The sequence below is a fragment of the Myxosarcina sp. GI1 genome, assembly GCF_000756305.1.
Taxonomy (GTDB): domain Bacteria; phylum Cyanobacteriota; class Cyanobacteriia; order Cyanobacteriales; family Xenococcaceae; genus Myxosarcina.
This window is the reverse complement of sequence record NZ_JRFE01000032.1, coordinates 112,275-131,367: the sequence shown is the minus strand read 5'-3', so window position 1 is coordinate 131,367 and position 19,093 is coordinate 112,275. Positions and strand designations below refer to the sequence as shown.

Sequence of the window (19,093 nt, the reverse complement as noted above, 5' to 3'; positions counted from 1 at the left end):
AAATTGTAGAATTGTTCATCAATCATCAGTATAGGGAACTTGAATGCTGCCTTGGGGTCGAGAAGCTTCATTAGCTTCATTTTCTGACTCGGTATACAGAACTTCTCCATTCCCAGCATCAACAACCGCTTCTGTCTGACCGATCTCAACTTGATACACTAGGCTGCCGTCCTCAACTTCTAATTCAACGCTGCTCGCCGTCCCGCCTACAGCTTCTTCGGCAGCTTGCTTGGCTTGTTCGAGAGTGATTTTGGCTAAAGATTGCAGGCTTTTGGTTTCTTGCTGTTCTTCAAAATTTTCTGCATAGACGATAGCAGCCATCCCTCCTGCACCTATAATCGTTGATAAAAGTGTAGCAACAATAGTTTTAGTTGGGTTCTTCATTGATGTAAATCTCTTTGCTTAGTAAATCCAAGGTAAAAACCAAATGTCAAGAACTTTGCAAGATGTCTTTGGAATTAAAATCGGTTTAGATATCATTTAGCATTTAACATTTAGCATTTATCAATTTTTGTTTAATGTTTACTGTTAATTGTTCATTGTTTATTTCCCTTAGTAGCTTCAAACAATAAGTCTCCATCGGGAGTGTTAATAGTCAGCACATTATCTACCACAGCAGCACTTTCTGCTTTATCCAGTAAGTTTAAGTAGGTAGTCTCTTGTTGCATCAAGTCATCTGGACAAGCTCTCTTGGTCGAACCCACTCTCTCAATATTAAGCTATGTATCGTCGAGTTGATAGTCTGCAAAATAAAAATACAGCCTGCCGAACCGTTTACACGCCCTTCGGCAAACTCGACGGTTATTTCGCTTTCGGCTAGAATTGGCTGCTGGTTATAGCTGACTAAATTCCAAACTGTACCTTCAATAGCAGTTAGCTGTGCCACATCTGACTCCCGACCAACTTCAGATTCTTCGTTTGCAGGTGGGATAATTGTAGGCTCTTCGGAATTATCCGTACAAGCGATTGCGAAGCTAGCCGTAGGCATCGCTGTAGTGCTTAACGTAACTATTAGTAGAAGCTGTGTTACAGCTTTAAAGTTAAATTTCATGACAATTATTATGAACGATCGAAAGCTTTAAGCTCTAAGCTACCTCAACAGATTAATTTTCTTAACCCGAACTGACGTTAATAAAGCGATCGCTTTAACTAACAGCTATGTTCATAGCGGGAATTTTTGCTATTTTCCTTGAGAAATTGGAGGTGGAGCAAAAGATTAATTTCCACGATAGGTACTGTAACCATAAGGACTGACAACTACTGGTACGTGATAATGTTCTTCTGGATCTTCAACGTTAAATACCACATCAATTTCTGGGAAAAAAGTCTCTCCCGTTTCTGACATATCAAAGGTAAGTTTATAGACACCTTCTTCTACTGTGATATCTTCGCCAAAAGATTCGACACGACCATTTTCTTCCGTTATCGCACTACCGATATCGGTCCAAGAATTGTTGTCATCCTGCATCGAAAGTGTGACTGGTACGTCTGCTCTACCAACACCATTTGCTATATCTAGTACATGAGTTGATATTCCTTCTGCATGGGCTGCGGTTGAGACAAAAGAGAAAAGAATTCCTGCCGACAAGTTTTGAATCAAATTACGCATTATATTCCTTTAAATGTTTTATTTACTACTATTGAATTAATTAATCTAAGGTTTGTACGCCACCACCGTTGACAAACAGCACTTGTCCACTTATCCAAGAGGATATGGGTGCTGCAAAATAAAGTACTGCACCTGCAATATCCTTTGCTTCACCCAGTCGTCCTAAAGGCGTGTGTGATAGCATTTTTTCTTCTCTTTCTGGTGTTAGCACAGAAGCTAAAGCATCAGTTTTTATCGCTCCTAGTGCTACTGCGTTAATCCTAATATCAGGACCATAATCAAAGGCTAGATTGGCAGTCATGTGATTGATTGCTGCTTTGGATGAAGCGTAGGCGCTGATAGCAGGGCTTTTATTGATTGAAGACATAGAAGACATACTGATAATCGAACCATACCCAGACTTCTTCATCTCAGGGGCGCATAGTTGCGATAACCGCCAAGCACTAAATACATTAAGTTGAAAAGTTCGAGCAAAGTCATTTACCGAAATATCAGAGGGGCTTTCTTTGCCCGCACCCCCACCACCAACGTTATTGACTAAAATATTTATACTGCCAAATTCTTCAATTGTGCGTTCTACTAAACCCCGTCCAGTTTGAAAACTGGAGTTTTGGCTCAAAATCAAATAGGCTGATTAAGAGAAGAAAAATAAGATCGATTTGATGTTAAAAGTAGATTACGCTCGTTGGAATCAAAGCAAAGAGTTATTAAGAACAGAGGCATTGGCTGCCAAACATCCTCGAACAAGAGAGAGACTGATGGCATTGTATGAAATTAGTGAAGGGAAAAGTGCTACAAAGGTAGGGGAACAAACCCGAAGAAATCCCCAAACAGTAATGGAATGGGTGCATCGTTATAATCAAGAAGGTCTCAAAGCCGTCGAGTATCAAAGAACGGGAGGAAGAAACCCTTTTTTTCCGAAACGGTGCGAAAAGATTTAGGGAATCAAATCCAGAAAGCTCTTTTAAGGTCAGCATTAGCACCACAAGAAAGAGGGAGGAAATCTCAAGGGTTTCCACGTTGGACGTTAAAAAGATTCGTCCACTGGCTGAAACAGAAGTGGAAGATAAATTGTTGTCGAGAGACAGTCAGAAAAACTCTTAAGCAGATGGGTTTTTCCTGGAAGAAAGCGAAGAAGTTGCTTAATAAAGGCAATACCGCCAAAAGAGCTGAATTTGTCGAACAAATTACTGAATTATTAGAGGATGCACTTCATCAAAAGCGATTAATTATCTATATTGATGAAGCCCATATACATTTAGATACCGATGAAGGTTACGGTTGGTCAATTCGGGGAGAAAGGTTTTGGGTCAGCTCTAGTTCTCCTGGAAGAAAGAAAGTCTCTTTTTATGGTGTTTACCTCTATAATCAGGCGCAAACCAGAATTTTTCCTTATGAGAAAGCAGAGAAAATTAATACCATTGATGTTCTCAAAAAGTTGCGAGTCGAATTTCCCCAGCAACAAATAACTGTGGTTTGGGATGGCGCACCATATCATCGTGCTAAAGTGGTCACCGAGGCAGCATCAGCAATGGACATCCATCTTCTACAATTACCTGGCTATAGCCCAGATTTTATGCCTGTCGAACATCTTTGGCAATGGCTCAGAGAAGACATAACTTATCATGTTTGTTATGACCAACAACAAGAGTTAATTTCTGCTGTTGCTGATTTTCAGCATCTAATTAATACTACTCCACTGTTTTTAAGCGATCGCTTGTGGGTTAAAAAACACCTCGATCCAGAAGAAGAAAAACTACGGTTTTCAAAGTAGATGCGGTTTAAATTGGTCAGGTCTGCATCTTTCATTACGTTACAGGATACGGCAATCGCTTTTCCACCTTTTTCCTTAATTTCATCTACTGCTTTTTGAGCATCTTCTAGTTTCAAATCCGCCACGACGACATTCGCACCAAAATCGGAGAGCATCATAGAGCATCCCTTACCGATACCGTTTGCGCCTCCAGTAACGATCGCAGTTTTGCCTTCTAAGTTAAATAATTCTGTGTTCATGATATTTATTGTTTGTGATTAATTTTGTTCGATCAAATAATCGGCTACAGCTTGATAGGCTGGTAAAGAATAGGGGTCATTGGCAGAATTAGCTGCAACGGGATGGGAAGCAAAACGCACGATGACCATCTCCGCAGTAGGATCGATGTAAATGGTTTGTCCGTGTACGCCCCTGGCAGCAAATGCACCGTCTTCATTGTTGGTAATCCACCACTGATTTCGATAAGACCAGCCCTTCAACTTGTCATAATCAGACTTAGCAAATTTCTCTTGACTTCCGCCTTGTTGAATATCTTCGACGACACTTTGAGGTATGGCCTGTTCGCCCTGCCAACTTCCACCCCTACGCATCATTTCTCCAAAACGCCCCAAGTCTCGTAAACCTGCACTCAATCCGCCCGCAGCAGAAGGAGTTGCTAATTCATCTACGTTGTAGTAACCATCTTGTTCCATGCCGAGATTTTGCCAGATTTTTTCTGACAGTAATTGATTTACTGGTTTTCCCGTCGCTTTAGAAATTATCCAGCCCAAAGCATCTGCATTGACACTCTTATAAGCAAATGCCTCGCCATGTTCGCCATCTTTTTGTACCGTTTGTAGGTATTCGTAATAGCCGATTGGTCTGTCATAGTCTTTGGGCTTGGGTAATGGACTTCCCGCAGTGGCATATTGCCAGATTTCGGCATTGGGGTCGGAATAGTCTTCGCTAAACTTGAGGGCAGTGGTCATATCCATTACCTCCCTGACAGTGGCATCGGCAAAAGCAGAATTTTCTAGTTCGGGTACGTATTCCACTACGGTCTTACTGTCATCTAAAGTTCCTTCAGCAACTAACATTTCAGCCAGCGTTCCAGTGAAAGATTTAGTAACTGACATAGCTGCGTGTTGACCAACTTCGGTTAGAGCAGCAAAATACTCTTCAAAGACGATTTTTCCTTGGTGTAGGATAAGTATGCCATCGGTATAATTTGTTCTTAAAGAAGCTTCAAAAGTCATCTCTTCATCCGAATCCCAGGGAACAAAAGTTAGCGATTCAATATTCTCATCTAGATCGTATTCAAAGAGAACTGCTGGATTTTTTATGCCACGAGAAACATTAACTGTAGGCATAAACTGCCTCATGTGCACCACACTATAGCGCAAAGCGGGAAATTCAAAGAAAGAGCCGTCGGCAGCACTTAAGCGTTTGTCCTCTGGCGGTGGAAACCCTTGCATCCAACTTATTTTTATCGGGTTGCTTTCACTAGCAGAAAGATATTGTTTGTCTTGACTATCTTGTGCGGGGGAACTCATAACAGTAGAAAATATAATGCTGAGTGCAATGGCGAGCGCTAATAGATTTTTAGAAGTACGAAATGATAAAAGGCTATTTTTTTGCTTCATTCGATCTTGTTTTTATGCAACTTGAGTAGTTTATCTAAGTTAGTTACCGTAACCAACTCCCAAAAGTAAGCCAACATCAGTATCGTCATCAAAACCCAGATTCACGCGGGCTGTTCCTGTCAGACCTTCGGTAATAGGAACATCTATTCCTGCTGTTGCCAAACCACCCAAATCGAAATCATCAAATATTTCTTTAATTGATATTCCGCCGCCGATGAAGGAGTGAAGTATTTTTGAAGAACCGCTTTGAATTGGAATTCTGTAGGTTACAGGTAATAGAATTGTATTTTTGTCGCCAAATAACACCGCAGGATGTAAGGCAAAATGCCTGGTTAACGCCCCTTTACCTAAGACAGCGAAAGCATCATCTCCAATTTGAGTATCGTCACCTCCCAAACCAATATTTCCACCAACGCCTATATAGCTACGCGCTCTATTTGTTTCTCTGGTCTCTATAGGTTCAACTACATCTACTTCTACTTCTTCTCGTTCAAATTGAGCCAGCTTTTCTGCATCGGATTTTATATTCAAAGACTCTAAGTTTCGGCGATCGCTAACGTTTGAGGGTTCGATCGATTGAGCATTAACCGATAATGGTTTTAGTAGCAATAATGCGCCAAGACAGAAGAATATACCAGTCGCTCTGGTATTTGTATAAAACATTAATTTTGAACTCCTCATATTGTGTCGAATTATTTAAAAAGCTCTATCGATATTTCTCGACAGAAAATACGCTGTATCGCTTCGGTTGAAATACTTTTAAGCTATGACCTTATTTATAGCCAGAAGTTTTGAGGAACTTATGAGGAGAGTTTTTTGAAGAGTGAGGAATATTGGTAAATACAGGCAAACTAATCCTATACAGGCTTTTTAAATTGAAAACGAGATCGGGTTAACCTTGGCATTATTTCACAGAGTCTCTACTAATTTTCTCCAGTTGAGCCACACGCAGAATTAAAGTAAAGCGTTTACCTATTTTTTTCTCCACAAATTCTTCTAAAAGCCTTACCTCATTAGGAGTGATACCTACATCGCCGATAACGTCAACATTTACAGCAGTTTTCAAATGAATAGACCACAATGTTCAAACCATCCAACAGCATCATCATTAGAAATATGATGATTAATAATTTCACTCAGTGCTTGATTGATAGTTTTAGTAGTTCTCGCTTTAGCAGAACGCAGACACTGTTTTAATTTAGACCAGCATAATTCAATGGGGGAGAGATCGGGAGAATAAGGAGGTAGAAAAACAACTTCTGAACCGACTGTTTGGATTATTTCCCTGATTTTACTGGCTTTATGAACAGGAAGATTATCCATAATGCAGCAGCTAACGCTGCAAGCGACGCTAGGCGCGTTTTGAGCCGATAGGCTCTGCAAAGCCCCTCTCCACAGTTGAGGTAACAAAACTTCTCGAACATAGGTGAAGAAAACTTCGGTATTAACACTTCCAGGTAAACACATCGTGGCAATTAAACCATCCACGCTTAATGCTCCAATTAAAGATATATTTGAGCCTCGATTACGAGGGCAACTATCATATAACCTCTCCCCCCGAACTGTATTGTGATGGCTGAGATATAAAGCCGTAAAAAGTCCGACGAAGCCTCCGCCAACGATGACAGTAGGAGTAGTTGAATTATTCATTGTTTTTAAAAAATTTGTAGATGTGTAAGTTTCATCGAACAGCTAAGAGCTATTGAATTTTTCACCTATGGCTGCGGAAATTTAAATAAAGCGGGTTTGTCAGAATTTGACTTTGATTTTGAGCTAAATTTATCAAGCATCGATCGAGGATGAGCAGCGATAACACCAGTAAAACTGCTAGAAGCGCACCGTGAGAATGTTTGGAGTTGTTTGAACAGTTATAAAATCAGGGCGTTGGTAATTTTTAGAATCATACTTTGATTTACCAACGCCTGCAAATTAATAGTTTAGTAGCACAATTACAGTAATTAGGAAGCATTTTGATACATTTGTTGTTCTCGATTAATAAACACTCCAGCTAAAGCTTGATAGGCTTCAGCCCAAGCTGTCATCACATCTTCGGTTGCTGCATCTCCTAACACATGTTTAATTGCTTCTAATAAACATTCTCCCACTATCGGATATTGTTCTGGTAAAACATGGGTTGCTACGTGACGATGGGCGATCTTATCTACCATTGCTTTCAGAGATTCTAGATCGTCGATATGGGTAGCGTAACTATAAACAGCAGTAGCAAGTTTAGCATGTTGAGTACCGTTAGTCTGTGCAGCCATATCAAACTGTGATTTTACCTCTGGATGGGTGTCAAACATAATTTCATACATCCGAGTAGTAATTTTTTTACCATGTTGTTTAATTACAGGGGCAGTAGATTTAACAATATCGATGGTTTTTTGGCTAACTCCCTTTTTAGCTGGTAAATGTTCGGATAAAGCTAGGGTAAATGCCAAGTTTTCTTTTGCTTGTACTACATGAGGCGCATTCGCTGGCATAAAAATAAATACTCCTGGAGTTAAAGCAATATCTTTTCCTTCTAAATTGAGATTTCCCGAACCTTCAATTACAGTTATGACCGCATTACGAGTAGAAGTATGTTCGTCGATGTTCGTACCTGCTGCCAAACAGAATAAGCTGTATTGGCTATTGTTATCTTTGAGTAGAACTTTACTATTAATACCATTGGCGGGATATTTAATTAAATCCTGTAATGTAGCGTTAAAAGAACTGTTAGCTGTTGTGGTTGTCATAATTTTTTCCTTTGTTGTTTGTTGTTTATTTGTTTGTCTGGGCGAATAACCCTAAAGGGTACTCTTCGAGAAGTTGTCAAAATCTATAGCTACTGCATTCATTCCTTCCCAACCTGGGCGAATAACCCTAAAGGGTACTCTTCGAGAAGGCTTCGCCAACAGCAGTTGCTACATGCGGCTAAACCCCCGTCCAAGACGAAGTCTTCGCAGCACTCGGAGCTTGCATCCGAGTGACCGAAGACCGCACTGCTTCACCATTCGCCCCTACGTGACTGATGACGTAAAAACGATATAACCGATATCATTACGCTGCTGTTGAAAGCTACGGCGCATCTTTTTGACTCTGTGACGCAGATTAGGTTTAGTTAAAATATTAGAGATAATTTTTACTGTTCCTAATAAACCTTCATCCCTTATCATGCGATCGAGATCGAGTAATCCCATTTTTCCTGTTTGCTGTTGCTGTAAGGTTAAACCTGCAACTTTACAAGCTATTGACCATTCCGAGACAGTTAAAGGATTAGCATTGACTCGAATAGATTCAGATAAGCTTTTACGCACTTGTTCGGCGTTATCGCAGACAAACATCTCATGGAAAAGAAACTTCCCCCCTGGTTTAAGACAGTTTCTAATTCCTGATAAAATTTTGGCTTTTCCTGCATCCGACTGCATGGTAAGGATTGCTTCAGCCAAGACATAATCGAACTTGTCCGTAATCTTATGTAATTGAAAGATATCTTCTTCTATAATAGTTACTCGGTCTGATAGTCCCGCAGCTTTAATATTTTCCTTCGCTTTAGCCACGCTATCGGGGTTTTTCTCAATTCCGACAACGCGAACATTAAATCTTTTAGCTATTTCAATAGCACTTTCGCCAAAGCTTGCTGCTAATTCTAATACCGTTTCTCCCGATTGGAAATTAGCCCAAGTAAATAGTTGTTCTGTGGCTGCTTTTCCTCCAGGACGCAGAATTTTTTTTCCTGCTGCTGCTAATACTTGATGACCAGGTGCGGTGGCAAAATTAAGAGTAGTTATCATGAAAGAGCATCCAAACTCGATACTCATACTCTGACATTAAATTTCAGTCCCGTCTTTGAGGTAGCTCATGTTTGAGGATAGATTTTTGATTAAATACGCGAACTAGGCAACGTAAAGCGATCGCTATAATTAGTAGACTTACAAAAGGGAGATATATTAATAAGGATTCATCTAGTCTGTTACTAAAAGAATAAATAAACGCCAACCAAAGATAATACATCCCTACAGTATGTAAAATCTGCCAACCGCGATCGCCTAAAAAGCTAGCAGGATAGCGAAAAGAAGTAATTGTCATGGCAATAATAAACAGATAACCCAAGTTTCCCCCATGATTGTCGGTAGGAATTGTTTCCGTACTCAAGATAGCTGCACCGATAATTGCGATCGCATGAAAGCCATGAGATACCGCCATCGATAAACCAAAGTAGCGACGATTTTGTAATAACCATCGGGTAAATTTATTAGATTTAAACCGACGCAAAGAAGAAGCACAAAAAGCCAACAAGAATAAGATACAAGAAGTACGAGCAGTTAATCTAATAGCTATTGCCATACTTTGTTCGTTAATACCATGAAAGATTAGTATTAAAGTCAAAAGACTCATAACAGCGATCGTGCTAACTTTTACTAAATTCCATCCTTGAATATTGTAGATAGTTTTCATATTTTTTCTGTTATTAACTAACTAACCATTGATAACCTGCTGTTAGTTTTTCTTTAGCGTTTTCTGACACAATATTTCCATGAGCCATAATTACTCGTTGAAAATCCCAAGCTAGTATTTTATCTATCGCTTTACGAGTTGTTTCTTTATCTCGTGTAGCAACTTTTTCTAACCACGAAGGTTTAAGAGAGCAATTGCTGCCAATTATTTTAGTGGCTAGTTGCGTTATGGTAGGAAAATTGCGATCGAAGTTAAAAGCACTATCGGTAATAATCAAGCTTTTACTGTCTGGATGAAAAAAAACTATTTCATTTACCTTGGCGATTTTGAGCGGAATAAAAACTTGAAAACCTTTAAAGGAAATGTATTCTAGTTCGCCATTAAAATCGATTAAATCTCGCTCAAATGTAAGCGCGATCGCTAAATCTGGTTGTTTGCTTTCTATTCCTATGGGGGCAATTATTTTAGCTTGAGGGTATAGTTTCTGAGAGTGTTCTAAATATAAATGATGAAAAAGATTGGGCGCAATTAGATATTTGACCGTACCCAAATTATCTAACTGTTGTTGGAGATTGGAATTAATTTTAATGGGAGAAATAAGTAACAAAGAACGATCCGCTTGCAAAATAACAGTCATCCTCGTTCCAACTTCTAATCCTAAATATTTAAAAGGTTGTTCGGCAACCCAGATACGCCGATCTATTTGCTTCAACATCACTAATTATCTAAGTTTCAATAAGATCGAGCTTAGATGTTCGATCCTGTATCTGTATTGCCTATTCTTCCCAAAAATATGCAAATCTTCCGATCGATTTTAGCGTTTACAAATTCCTATAGGCTTTGGGAGTAATCTTAAAATGCTGGCGAAACAATCTGGTAAAGTGACTTTGATTTTGAAACCCTACCTGATGACATATTTCCACAATCGAGAATGGCGATCGCCTTAACAGTATTTTAGCTCGCTCCAGACGACATTTAGTTACGTACTGATGTGGTGTTAATCCTGTAGATTGTTTGAATAAGCTAGAGAAATAATGAGGGCTAATTTGCACCAGGTTAGCTAGTTTGGTTAATGTCAAATCTCTATCTAAATTAGTATCTATATATTCTAAAGTTTGACTTAATTTGTGGGGTGGCAATCCTTCTCTGTATTCTTTGATGTTGGGGTTACGAGAACCATAGTGACGCATTAAATGTACTGCAAGTGCTGTCGCCATCGAATCTGCATATAGTTTGCTATCAGATCCTGTTTCTAATTCGGCTTTTAATGCCAATCCCATCTGTTGAATTAGAGGATCGCGGAGTTTAAAATGCGATCGCAAGGTTATTTGGGATGGTATGGTTTCGCGAACCGCGTTAATTAAAGTGTCGTGGGGTAAAAATAATTCTAGTAAGGGTACTTGACGATCTGTCCTGACTCTGGGAAAAAGTTCCCCCGCAGGGAAAATCACAATATCTCCTGCACTATATTGTTCTTGATGTTGCTTACCATCAAGGTTAAAATTTGCTTGACAATCTCCCAAACAAATAATTAAAGAATGATCGGGAGACACTCCTTCAGGCATTTCTCCTGCTGGTTCTAATTCGTATACCAAGCCTAAATTATTCCATCCTGCTGTTTCGCTAGATAGAAGATGAAAGTGTTCGACTGGTTCTCCCTGTAAATTGGTTGGAAAGGGATATTCTGGTGGCACGAACCTAAATAAATCTCAACAACATATTCTTCTTAATTTAACCGATCGCCGATCTCTACCCAACCTACATTTTTAATTTACTTTATAGCCAGTAAGCTAAATTCTTCAATGCAAACTATTAAGCAATATTTCTTTTAACAAGGGCAATAAAGTTTATCACCTGCCTGGGATGGAAGATTATGAATCTACAATTATCGATCCAGCAAAAGGGGAAAAGTGGTTTTGCACCGAGTCAGAAGCGATCGCCCGTGGTTGGAGTAAAGCACCGAGGTAGTTGCCAACACATGGGTATAATAGTTTACAACCAGTGTCTAGGATAAGGTCTACCCTCAACTAAATTATTAAAAATTACAGTAACTAAAACGATCACAATCGACCCTCCCAAGGCTGGAGTAAAAATAAAGTGCCAATCTGCATTACTTAAGACTCCGACTAAAGCGACTGCTCCTGCTGGTGGATGTACGGTTCTGGTTAATTGAGTTAATTTAATAGTAGTAGCTACCGCCAGAGCCATAACCCAAGGGGCTGTACCAAATAAATGTACTAAAAATACGCACGTTAATGCACCGATTAAATTCCCTCCAATAACATTACGTGGTTGTGCTAGAGGACTATCGGGAACGCCAAAAACTAAAACCGCAGTTGCTCCAAAGGGTGCAGCAATTAAGGGATAGGAACTATAAACCGAAAGATAAGCTAAAGCTGCTATTCCAATAAAACTACCAACATAAGAAAGTATGATATGTTGCCAGGAAAACTTTGGTTGGTGTCTTCGGCTCTGTTGCAAAACATAAAATTTACGCTTCCAACGTCTTAGAACTGCTCCATTAATATATTTGCGATGGAAGTTTTTCTTAAAAAGCATTATTGAGACAGAGCGCAGATAAGTTTATTGAAATTAGCCAACATAGCCTGGATACAAACAGTTATTCGTTATCATCAATATATCATGACAAAAACGCATAAAGTATTTAAATATACAGAAATATTAGCGGAGTAGTCAATAAGTAATGATTGTCAAAGGTTACTCGTCGATCGCTCAGTTACAGCAACTTTCAATTCTTCAAGATTTAGCGATCGCCCAATTAGAAAGTCTTGTTGGGTGCAGTTACGTTAGAGAATATCAGCAGGATGAAATAGTAATGCACGAAGGSGATCGCCTTCCCCAACAACTGCATGGTTTAATTACGGGAAGACTAGAAATTAAAAAGACCGCCGACAACGGTAAAGAAACAATAGTGCGCCTGATTCCTCCAGGTGAACTGTTTGCTGCGCCAGCAATTTTTGGTAACGGAATTTCCCCTGCAACCGTAATCGCTCAAGTAGAGTCGCAAATCTTAACTATCGATCGCCAAGCCTTATTACAGGTAATTTCTCAATCGCCAGAAATTAGTTTGCGGATACTAGAAGTTTTTAACCAACGTCTACAACAACTTCACAATACAGTACACGGACTAATCTCCGAACGGGCAATGGTGCGTTTGGTTAGATTAATTGAATATTACGCAGATCGCGATGGCACTTATTCTGTAGCCCAAGGCGATCGTTTAAATATTAAACTGCCTTACTATCAAATCGCACGCAGTATCGGTATCACCTATGAAGAATGCGTGCGGTTATTTAAAAAATTGAAGGGAATAGCGATCTATAAAAGAGGCGGAATAATTATTGTTCGAGATTGGCAAAAATTAGCAGCAGCAATTCACGAGTAACGAGTAATGAGTAGGGTTTGTCCGCAACTGTTTATACTAAATTCGGGCTTTACTTATTACTTGTTACTTTTTTGGATTGCGCTTAAAGAAACGTCCTAACTCTCCTACCCAAAGCACGACGGAAGTAAGTACGGTAATGGCGATCCAGTCAGTTAGAGACAGAGGAACAGTACGGAAGACGCTACCGCCAAATTGAACGATGAGAATTTGTCCGACCAGAATGACAGTTGCGATCGCCATAAAGCCTCGATTGTGAATTAAGCCAGCAAAGGCAGAACGATTTAAACTCAGACAACGGACGTTAAACATATTCCAAAACTGCAACATCACAAAAGTAGTAAAGAATAGAGACAGTTCGTAAGTCGTGGCTTCTCCATTTCGGTCGAGATATAACAAGAATCCTGTCAGAATAAACAAAAAACTCAACCCAGCGATGGCAATATGACGCAACATTTCTGGAGTAATAATAAAAGCTGCGGGATTACGGGGAGTTCTGGTTATTACTTCAGGGTTTGGTGGTTCGGTGGCTAATGCCAGTGCAGCAAAGGTGTCCATAATTAAGTTGACCCACAGCATTTGGATGATGGTTAGAGGCAAGGCTACGCCGATGAATGGTCCTAAGAAAACTATGCCCAAAGCAGCAACGTTAATAGTTAGCTGAAACAGAATGAATCGTTGAATGTTTTCGTAAAGAGAACGTCCCCAAATCACCGCGTTAATAATACTCTTGAAAGAGTCGTCTAATAAGACAATATCGCTGGCTTCAAGAGCGATTGCCGTACCGCTACCCATCGCCAGTCCTACCTGTGCTTGTTTGAGTGCAGCAGCATCATTTGTACCGTCACCCGTTACTGCCACTACTTCGTTATTAGCTTGTAATAACTTAACTAGACGTAACTTATCTAAAGGACGGGCGCGGGCTAATACTTTCAATTCGACCGCAGCGATTTTGGCTTGTTCGTCGTCGAGTTGACTGAATTGTTGTCCCGTCAAACAAGCATATTGTTGGTGTCGATCCGTATCTGTGACCAGACCCATCTGAGAAGCAATTTCTCGTGCGGTTTCTAGATTATCACCCGTGACCACTTTTACTTTAATGCCTCCCTGGAGACAATTGGCGATCGCATCAGGAACGTCAGCACGTAAGGGGTCTTGAATGGCTGTAAAGCCTAACCAGATTAGATTGGTGGCTAATCGATCGAGATTATCTATCTGTTCTGGTGCGTCGTGATAGGCAAAACCCAGAGTACGCATTCCTCGACGTTGATAGTCTTGAAGTTTAGCAGTAATTTCTGCTTGGTTTGTTAGGGGTTTTAATCCTGTAGTAGTTAGAATTTGACAAGAGCGATCGAGAATTATTTCTGGCGCACCTTTGACATAAAAAACCTTGCTTTGGGTAACTGCCGAGATGCCTAAAGTACCCATATATTTATTGTGAGTTGAAAAAGGCATTTGTGCCTCGATTTCAAAGTCACTGCGGTAGGGAATATAGTTAAGCTTTTGGCTTTCTAACCAGAGTAGTAATGCACCTTCGGTAGCGTTACCAATAGGACGAATCTCCCCGTCAGGTTTTTTTTCTAAATCGGCAGTACTATTAACGGCAATTGCTTCGGCAATTAATTCTCGAGCATCTCGATGTAGGGGTAATAGGGAAGCATCGAGACTGGGGAAATGAGCTTTTTTGACTCGCATTTGATTCTGAGTCAGAGTACCAGTTTTATCGGAACAAATAACCGTCGCTGCGCCAATAGTTTCGCAAGCGTGCATCTGACGTACTAAATTATTATCAGCAGCCATTTTTCTCATGCTGTATGCCAAGGAAAGGGTAACGCTCATTGCCAAGCCTTCGGGTACTGCCACGACAATAATAGTTACTGCTATCATGAAATATTGCAGCAGTGCGCTGGCAAAATCACCTGGCAACCAATTATTTAACGAACTCGGCAGTAAGTCTACAAAATAACCCAAACCAACTCCGATCGTTAAAATTGCCAGTCCGATAGCTGTAGCCTTTAACCAAGTCGCTATACCACATGCTTCTAACCATTCTGGAACTTGCTGTTTTTTGCCAGCCAATTCCCAACCATCATAGACAATTGGCAACCATACGGGAGTCAAAGCAGCTAAAACACTGACAACAGATAAGCCAAAACAATACCATTGGGCAGTAGTTAAACTATATTCCCCGATGAAAAAGCCTCTAAATAGTAGTGCGCTAAAAGTCAGACTGGCAAATGCCAAACCAGTAACACCAATTAGTTTGCTCAGTTTTTCCAACTGAAGATTGAGTGGAGTAACTGTTTTGTCATCCACTACAGCTACGGCAATTGCTAACTTGCCGATTTCCGTGCGATCGCCAACAGCACTGACCTCGACAAAAGCGTGTCCCCCTTCAACTAGAGTGCTGCGATAAACTCTGTCGACGGGATAAGTTTGTGTCTTGGCTATCTCGTCTTGTGTTTCGGCTTGACAATATTTTTTAACCGCTTCAGATTCCCCAGTAATCTTAGATTGGTCGATATAAAAAGCAACCTCTTCTAAAACAACGCCATCAGCAGGAACTTCTTCTCCCCGTTCGAGATAGATAATGTCCCCTACTACCAAGTCTTGACGGGGAACAGTGGTAAAGTTGCAATCGCGAATTACTTTGACCTTAATAGTATCGTATACCTGATTGAGAACATCAAACTCTTTCTCCGCTTGGTACTCATTGATAAATGCTAGAGTAGTTGCCAGCAAAATCGCGACGATAATACCAATACCTTCGATATAGTCTCTCTCCACTATGCCTACGGCGATCGCCAAAATTGCGGCAATCGCTAAAATTTGAATTACAGGATCGTTAAACTTGGCTAAAAATAGTTTCCACGCTGGTTCTCGTTCGGGAGGTTGGAGAATATTTTTTCCGTATTGTTGGCGGTTGTGTTCTACTTGTTGAGATGTCAGTCCTCGATATGGTAGGTGATTATTAAGATGAACTTCTTCAGTAGGTATTTGCATTACTATTCTATAGGTGTATATGCGATTTGCTCGATCTCTAATAAAGGGCTTCGCCCTAGCCATAAGCTATAAGCTCAATTAAATATGGTCTTGAACCATACCTGATTGAAAACACCATACAGATGGTGGAGTCTTGTACCCAATACGCTTTTATTAGCGATCGCCAAGGCTCAAAGCTTTTTCGATAAAAAATGTGAGTTGAAAACTCGCGATCTATTGGCTGCTAACTATTGCTTTTAATGAATGAGAATTTTTAACGTAGTTATCAAGGTACTGAATAAGTTTGAAGAAGTTATGAGGATTTTCTCAGTACGGGACAAAAATAGGAATAATGCTTGAAACGAATAACATCGCTAACCTGTTCAAGGATTTTTTTCGGAGGTTTTTCCACGGAATTATAGCCAGAAAAATTCTTGATATTATGATTATTGGGATGATATCCAGAAAGTTTCTCGATATCATCGACAAATGTAGCGAAAGCTTTTTAATATCATGCTATATAGGCGGTAAGCGAAGGTTGGTGTCACCAGACGCAATTAGGTTAAATTTAGGTTAAGCTTGTCATCTTTTCACCTAAATTTGAGTCCGAATGATAAGTAATTTAAATCATTGCTTTACTTGATTCGGTTCTTTATAAGACTGACCGCAGTAACCACAGAAGCGGAACTTTAAAGAAGGAATTGGTTCATTACAGCGAAGGCAGCGATCGCGCAAAGAAGTACCACATATAAAACAATATTTCGAGCGACTGTCTAACCAAATTGAGTCAGCCTCCGTGCCTGGAATCCAGCATTGAGGACAAATCTTGAGATACTGCACTTCCGCTACAGGAACACCCCGACAGACTGCATCGAGTGTATCTTCCGAAACCTCCAAAACTCTAGATAGTCCAGTTTTAGTTTTAGAACTCAGTTTGGTCGTCTTCCCTGATTCGATCTTTCCCAAACTCTGAGCGTGAATTCCTACCCTTTGAGCCATTTGTTCCTGACTCATTTTCAGACCAATTCTTCTCCGCCTTAGATACTGAGCCAGCGTTTCTCCGCTGTGAGGTAAATGTTCGCTATTAATAGTCATGGTCAAAGACTGTGCAAATATGTAGGTAAAAGTAGGTACTCTGACTAACTTATAGTAAACTGAGTTCAGCTCTAAAGCAGACAAGATCGTGAGCATTACTTTAGCAGGTTTGGCTACACAATTTTTAGAACGTACTGACTTGAGTAAGAGTACGGTGCGCTCCTACGAATCGACTTTGCTTCCTCTACTACAGGAACATGGGCGATCGCCAGTTACAACTTTAACTCGACAGCAGCTAGAGCAATACCTCAACAGCCTGAGTCACTTATCATACACGACACACAATCGGCATCAGGCGATCGTAGTTGCTCTACTCAACTATGCCATCGAACAAGGCGAACTTAATGCCAATCCTTTGACCAAACTCAAGCGACGCAAGCCAGACAGAGACAAAGGCGAACATGGCAGCGATGAAGTGATTCGCTATCTGACTCCGCAACAGCTAGAACTACTTTACAGTCGAGTAGAGAAGTATTCCCGTCTACATACTCTAATCCTGCTGTTACACGGAACGGGAGCGCGAATTGGCGAAGCTCTAGCGTTAGATTTCGAGCAATTAGACCTCGACAAGTGTAAATTTCAAGTTGTGGGTAAGGGTAACAAAAAGCGATGGTGCTTTTACGGTGAAGATTTAGCTTTGGTTTTGGAGAAATACAACCGATACTACAGACACCCAAATCACCCCGCACTGTTTACAGCTAAACAACCAAAGACCAAAATAGTCACGCGACTGAGCTACCAAACTGCCTATCGAGACTGGCATGACCTAACTGCCGAACAACCACAGTTAAAAGGGTTTCGGCTCCACGATCTGCGCCATACCTTCGCTACCGAAAGAGTAGGTCTGATGGGCATCGAAGAACTTAAAGCTCTGATGGGACATGAAAAAATTGAAACCACTTTACGTTATCAAAAAGTTACCTCAAGTCGTGCTGAAGAAGTAGCCAAACAAGCATTATCAGTCTTGCGAGAAAAGGCTAGAACTCAAGCTTTAAATGACTTTAACAAAGTATAGCAAGCTCTGTCAGTTTTGCTGCATCGGTTTGACATGGTGCAGAGTATCGGCTCTACTCTTTATCAATAAATTACGCGATCGCTTATACTTTAGTAAACTACAAATGCAATCGCAATTACTGTAATATTTCTGGCTCTAACAATACTGGCTTATTAGTGTCGAGCATAATTTCGCAATTAGCTGTTGGCGATGCTTGTCTTAAAAAATAGTTTTTTGTAGATTTGGTGCTGGTATTTTCTACTTGAAAAGAAACAGAACCATCTGCTAATTGTTTGAGGTTAAAAGGTCCTGAAATATTTGATAAAGATGAGGTGACGATTATATTTTGTAATTCTCCGTTCACTTCTATCAGTATGTTCCTTCCCGCTACGCCCCATAAGCGCGAATCGTTTTGCATAGTAAAAAGATTTATTTGTGTATTTTTTAGTTCTTTTGGAGCAGGAATAAATTTCAATTCGAGTCCAGATTTTAGCTCCATAATAAATGGATAGCCTTTAGTACGTACAAAATCAACAGCTAAAAACGCCCTTCCGTCAAATGTTTGTATAGGATACCATCTACGATCTTGTTTCCCCTTTTTTGATTGGGGAAAATAATTAGAAAGATTGGTAACTTTATTACCATCATAAAAAAGTGCTTCTCCTTTCAAACGACCCTGAAATAAAACTCCGTTGAGTGCGGGAACATCCTCCACAAAACCTGAATCTATCAATGATTCTGGTACAGATTTTGTTCCTGATTTACTAATTTCTAAATGAGCAAAATCTCCTCCCCAATCTGTTCGACGATGACCTTGAATAAAAACTCTGTTTAACGTTGGACTGTAAGAAAAAAAAGTTTTACGATCGCACCTCCCCCAAAAAAATCGATATAACTTATTACAAGGCTGACTATATAGTTCGGGAAGGTTTTCAACAGAATCAATAAATGGTGGCAGTTGTGGGGTTGGATCGAATACTGTAGTTTTTTTGTTCGTTGTCTCTATCTTACCTACTGTTGAAAGGCAATATCTATCAAGAGATTGCGCGCTGACATTACCACTAATACTGATTGAAATTATTAGTATCCGCAGTGCTGTTTTGAGCTTTATTAAACGAATTTTGTGAAAATCAAACCGACGAATTAACAACATAGCAAATAATACATAAAATTA

The 19,093-nt window shown here is 40.1% G+C and carries 20 protein-coding genes and 3 pseudogenes; 4 read left to right on the top strand and 19 right to left on the bottom strand.

The window, feature by feature from the left end:
* Positions 1–18: 18 nt before the first annotated feature.
* The 5 genes and pseudogenes from KV40_RS23800 to KV40_RS23785 all read right to left on the bottom strand — a co-directional run.
* Positions 19–291 (bottom strand): annotated as a pseudogene (locus KV40_RS23800) (PepSY domain-containing protein); the annotation flags it as partial.
* Between the two features lie 245 nt (positions 292–536).
* A complete protein-coding gene (locus KV40_RS33670) occupies positions 537–668 on the bottom strand; it encodes a hypothetical protein (RefSeq protein ID WP_081942922.1) in 132 nt (43 codons plus the stop codon).
* Positions 668–1,051: an META domain-containing protein gene (locus KV40_RS23795; RefSeq protein WP_036486641.1), complete on the bottom strand. Its 384-nt coding sequence runs from the start codon at positions 1,049–1,051 to the stop codon at positions 668–670. Before KV40_RS23795 ends, KV40_RS33670 begins: the two co-directional genes overlap by 1 nt.
* 165 nt (positions 1,052–1,216) lie before the next feature.
* On the bottom strand, positions 1,217–1,609 hold the full coding sequence (gene uraH, locus KV40_RS23790) for a hydroxyisourate hydrolase (protein WP_036486638.1): 393 nt from the start codon (positions 1,607–1,609) through the stop codon (positions 1,217–1,219).
* Between the two features lie 40 nt (positions 1,610–1,649).
* A pseudogene (locus KV40_RS23785) lies at positions 1,650–2,192 on the bottom strand (SDR family oxidoreductase); the annotation flags it as partial.
* A 79-nt stretch (positions 2,193–2,271) separates the two neighbouring features.
* Between KV40_RS23785 and KV40_RS23780 the strand changes: the two are divergent.
* Together KV40_RS23780 and KV40_RS23775 are read left to right on the top strand one after the other, a co-directional pair.
* Positions 2,272–2,550 (top strand): helix-turn-helix domain-containing protein, encoded by a 279-nt coding sequence (locus KV40_RS23780; RefSeq protein WP_036476788.1) that lies wholly within the window; start codon positions 2,272–2,274, stop codon positions 2,548–2,550.
* The gene (locus KV40_RS23775) at positions 2,535–3,383 is read left to right on the top strand and encodes an IS630 family transposase (protein WP_072013741.1); all 849 of its coding nucleotides are present in this window, start codon (positions 2,535–2,537) and stop codon (positions 3,381–3,383) included. Before KV40_RS23780 ends, KV40_RS23775 begins: the two co-directional genes overlap by 16 nt.
* 8 nt (positions 3,384–3,391) lie before the next feature.
* Here KV40_RS23775 and KV40_RS33665 read toward each other — a convergent pair.
* From KV40_RS33665 to KV40_RS23730, 11 genes and pseudogenes are all read right to left on the bottom strand, one after another.
* A pseudogene (locus tag KV40_RS33665) lies at positions 3,392–3,622 on the bottom strand (SDR family NAD(P)-dependent oxidoreductase); the annotation flags it as partial.
* 18 nt (positions 3,623–3,640) lie between these two features.
* Positions 3,641–4,915 carry a serine hydrolase gene (locus KV40_RS23770; RefSeq protein ID WP_052055894.1) on the bottom strand — a complete coding sequence of 425 codons (1,275 nt, stop codon included), beginning with the start codon at positions 4,913–4,915 and terminating at the stop codon, positions 3,641–3,643.
* 129 nt (positions 4,916–5,044) lie between these two features.
* Complete coding sequence (locus KV40_RS32500) at positions 5,045–5,668, bottom strand: hypothetical protein (protein WP_052055885.1); 624 nt, start codon at positions 5,666–5,668, stop codon at positions 5,045–5,047.
* A 241-nt stretch (positions 5,669–5,909) separates the two neighbouring features.
* Entirely contained in the window at positions 5,910–6,071 is a 162-nt protein-coding gene (locus KV40_RS35215) for a hypothetical protein (protein ID WP_156114151.1), read from the bottom strand.
* Positions 6,068–6,655, bottom strand: a complete 588-nt coding sequence (locus tag KV40_RS23760; RefSeq protein ID WP_081942920.1) for a transposase — start codon at positions 6,653–6,655, stop codon at positions 6,068–6,070. The genes KV40_RS35215 and KV40_RS23760 overlap by 4 nt, the downstream gene beginning before the upstream one ends.
* A gap of 308 nt (positions 6,656–6,963) precedes the next feature.
* A complete protein-coding gene (locus tag KV40_RS23755; RefSeq protein ID WP_036486636.1) occupies positions 6,964–7,743 on the bottom strand; it encodes a globin domain-containing protein in 780 nt (259 codons plus the stop codon).
* Between the two features lie 264 nt (positions 7,744–8,007).
* Entirely contained in the window at positions 8,008–8,781 is a 774-nt protein-coding gene (locus KV40_RS23750) for a cyclopropane-fatty-acyl-phospholipid synthase family protein (RefSeq protein WP_036486634.1), read from the bottom strand.
* A 43-nt stretch (positions 8,782–8,824) separates the two neighbouring features.
* Positions 8,825–9,445, bottom strand: coding sequence for a hypothetical protein (locus KV40_RS23745; RefSeq protein ID WP_036486632.1), 621 nt, complete (start codon positions 9,443–9,445; stop codon positions 8,825–8,827).
* Between the two features lie 13 nt (positions 9,446–9,458).
* Positions 9,459–10,160 carry a DUF4336 domain-containing protein gene (locus KV40_RS23740; RefSeq protein ID WP_036486631.1) on the bottom strand — a complete coding sequence of 234 codons (702 nt, stop codon included), beginning with the start codon at positions 10,158–10,160 and terminating at the stop codon, positions 9,459–9,461.
* Between the two features lie 106 nt (positions 10,161–10,266).
* Entirely contained in the window at positions 10,267–11,139 is an 873-nt protein-coding gene (locus KV40_RS23735; RefSeq protein ID WP_036486629.1) for a helix-turn-helix transcriptional regulator, read from the bottom strand.
* Positions 11,140–11,437: 298 nt separating this feature from the next.
* Complete coding sequence (locus tag KV40_RS23730) at positions 11,438–12,004, bottom strand: HPP family protein (protein ID WP_036486627.1); 567 nt, start codon at positions 12,002–12,004, stop codon at positions 11,438–11,440.
* A gap of 145 nt (positions 12,005–12,149) precedes the next feature.
* Between KV40_RS23730 and KV40_RS23725 the strand changes: the two genes are divergently transcribed.
* The gene (locus KV40_RS23725; RefSeq protein WP_036486625.1) at positions 12,150–12,851 is read left to right on the top strand and encodes a Crp/Fnr family transcriptional regulator; all 702 of its coding nucleotides are present in this window, start codon (positions 12,150–12,152) and stop codon (positions 12,849–12,851) included.
* A gap of 63 nt (positions 12,852–12,914) precedes the next feature.
* Here KV40_RS23725 and KV40_RS23720 read toward each other — a convergent pair whose 3' ends face one another.
* A complete protein-coding gene (locus KV40_RS23720) occupies positions 12,915–15,851 on the bottom strand; it encodes a calcium-translocating P-type ATPase, PMCA-type (RefSeq protein WP_036486622.1) in 2,937 nt (978 codons plus the stop codon).
* A gap of 606 nt (positions 15,852–16,457) precedes the next feature.
* Positions 16,458–17,021, bottom strand: coding sequence for a zinc ribbon domain-containing protein (locus KV40_RS23715; protein ID WP_216595691.1), 564 nt, complete (start codon positions 17,019–17,021; stop codon positions 16,458–16,460).
* Between KV40_RS23715 and KV40_RS23710 the strand changes: the two genes are divergently transcribed.
* Complete coding sequence (locus KV40_RS23710; RefSeq protein ID WP_036486620.1) at positions 17,014–17,940, top strand: tyrosine-type recombinase/integrase; 927 nt, start codon at positions 17,014–17,016, stop codon at positions 17,938–17,940. The two genes, KV40_RS23715 and KV40_RS23710, sit on opposite strands and share 8 nt — an antisense overlap.
* A gap of 115 nt (positions 17,941–18,055) precedes the next feature.
* Here KV40_RS23710 and KV40_RS23705 read toward each other — a convergent pair whose 3' ends face one another.
* Positions 18,056–19,072: a hypothetical protein gene (locus KV40_RS23705; RefSeq protein WP_036486618.1), complete on the bottom strand. Its 1,017-nt coding sequence runs from the start codon at positions 19,070–19,072 to the stop codon at positions 18,056–18,058.
* Positions 19,073–19,093 lie beyond the last annotated feature (21 nt).

Coding starts and splice junctions, on each gene's coding strand:
- KV40_RS33670 (WP_081942922.1), bottom strand. CDS start 668: ATGCAACAAGAGACTACCTACTTAAACTTACTGGATAAAGCAGAAAGT.
- KV40_RS23795 (WP_036486641.1), bottom strand. CDS start 1,051: ATGAAATTTAACTTTAAAGCTGTAACACAGCTTCTACTAATAGTTACG.
- uraH (WP_036486638.1), bottom strand. CDS start 1,609: ATGCGTAATTTGATTCAAAACTTGTCGGCAGGAATTCTTTTCTCTTTT.
- KV40_RS23780 (WP_036476788.1), top strand. CDS start 2,272: ATGTTAAAAGTAGATTACGCTCGTTGGAATCAAAGCAAAGAGTTATTA.
- KV40_RS23770 (WP_052055894.1), bottom strand. CDS start 4,915: ATGAGTTCCCCCGCACAAGATAGTCAAGACAAACAATATCTTTCTGCT.
- KV40_RS32500 (WP_052055885.1), bottom strand. CDS start 5,668: ATGTTTTATACAAATACCAGAGCGACTGGTATATTCTTCTGTCTTGGC.
- KV40_RS23760 (WP_081942920.1), bottom strand. CDS start 6,655: ATGAATAATTCAACTACTCCTACTGTCATCGTTGGCGGAGGCTTCGTC.
- KV40_RS23755 (WP_036486636.1), bottom strand. CDS start 7,743: ATGACAACCACAACAGCTAACAGTTCTTTTAACGCTACATTACAGGAT.
- KV40_RS23750 (WP_036486634.1), bottom strand. CDS start 8,781: ATGATAACTACTCTTAATTTTGCCACCGCACCTGGTCATCAAGTATTA.
- KV40_RS23745 (WP_036486632.1), bottom strand. CDS start 9,445: ATGAAAACTATCTACAATATTCAAGGATGGAATTTAGTAAAAGTTAGC.
- KV40_RS23740 (WP_036486631.1), bottom strand. CDS start 10,160: ATGTTGAAGCAAATAGATCGGCGTATCTGGGTTGCCGAACAACCTTTT.
- KV40_RS23730 (WP_036486627.1), bottom strand. CDS start 12,004: ATGCTTTTTAAGAAAAACTTCCATCGCAAATATATTAATGGAGCAGTT.
- KV40_RS23720 (WP_036486622.1), bottom strand. CDS start 15,851: ATGCAAATACCTACTGAAGAAGTTCATCTTAATAATCACCTACCATAT.
- KV40_RS23715 (WP_216595691.1), bottom strand. CDS start 17,021: ATGCTCACGATCTTGTCTGCTTTAGAGCTGAACTCAGTTTACTATAAG.
- KV40_RS23705 (WP_036486618.1), bottom strand. CDS start 19,072: ATGTTGTTAATTCGTCGGTTTGATTTTCACAAAATTCGTTTAATAAAG.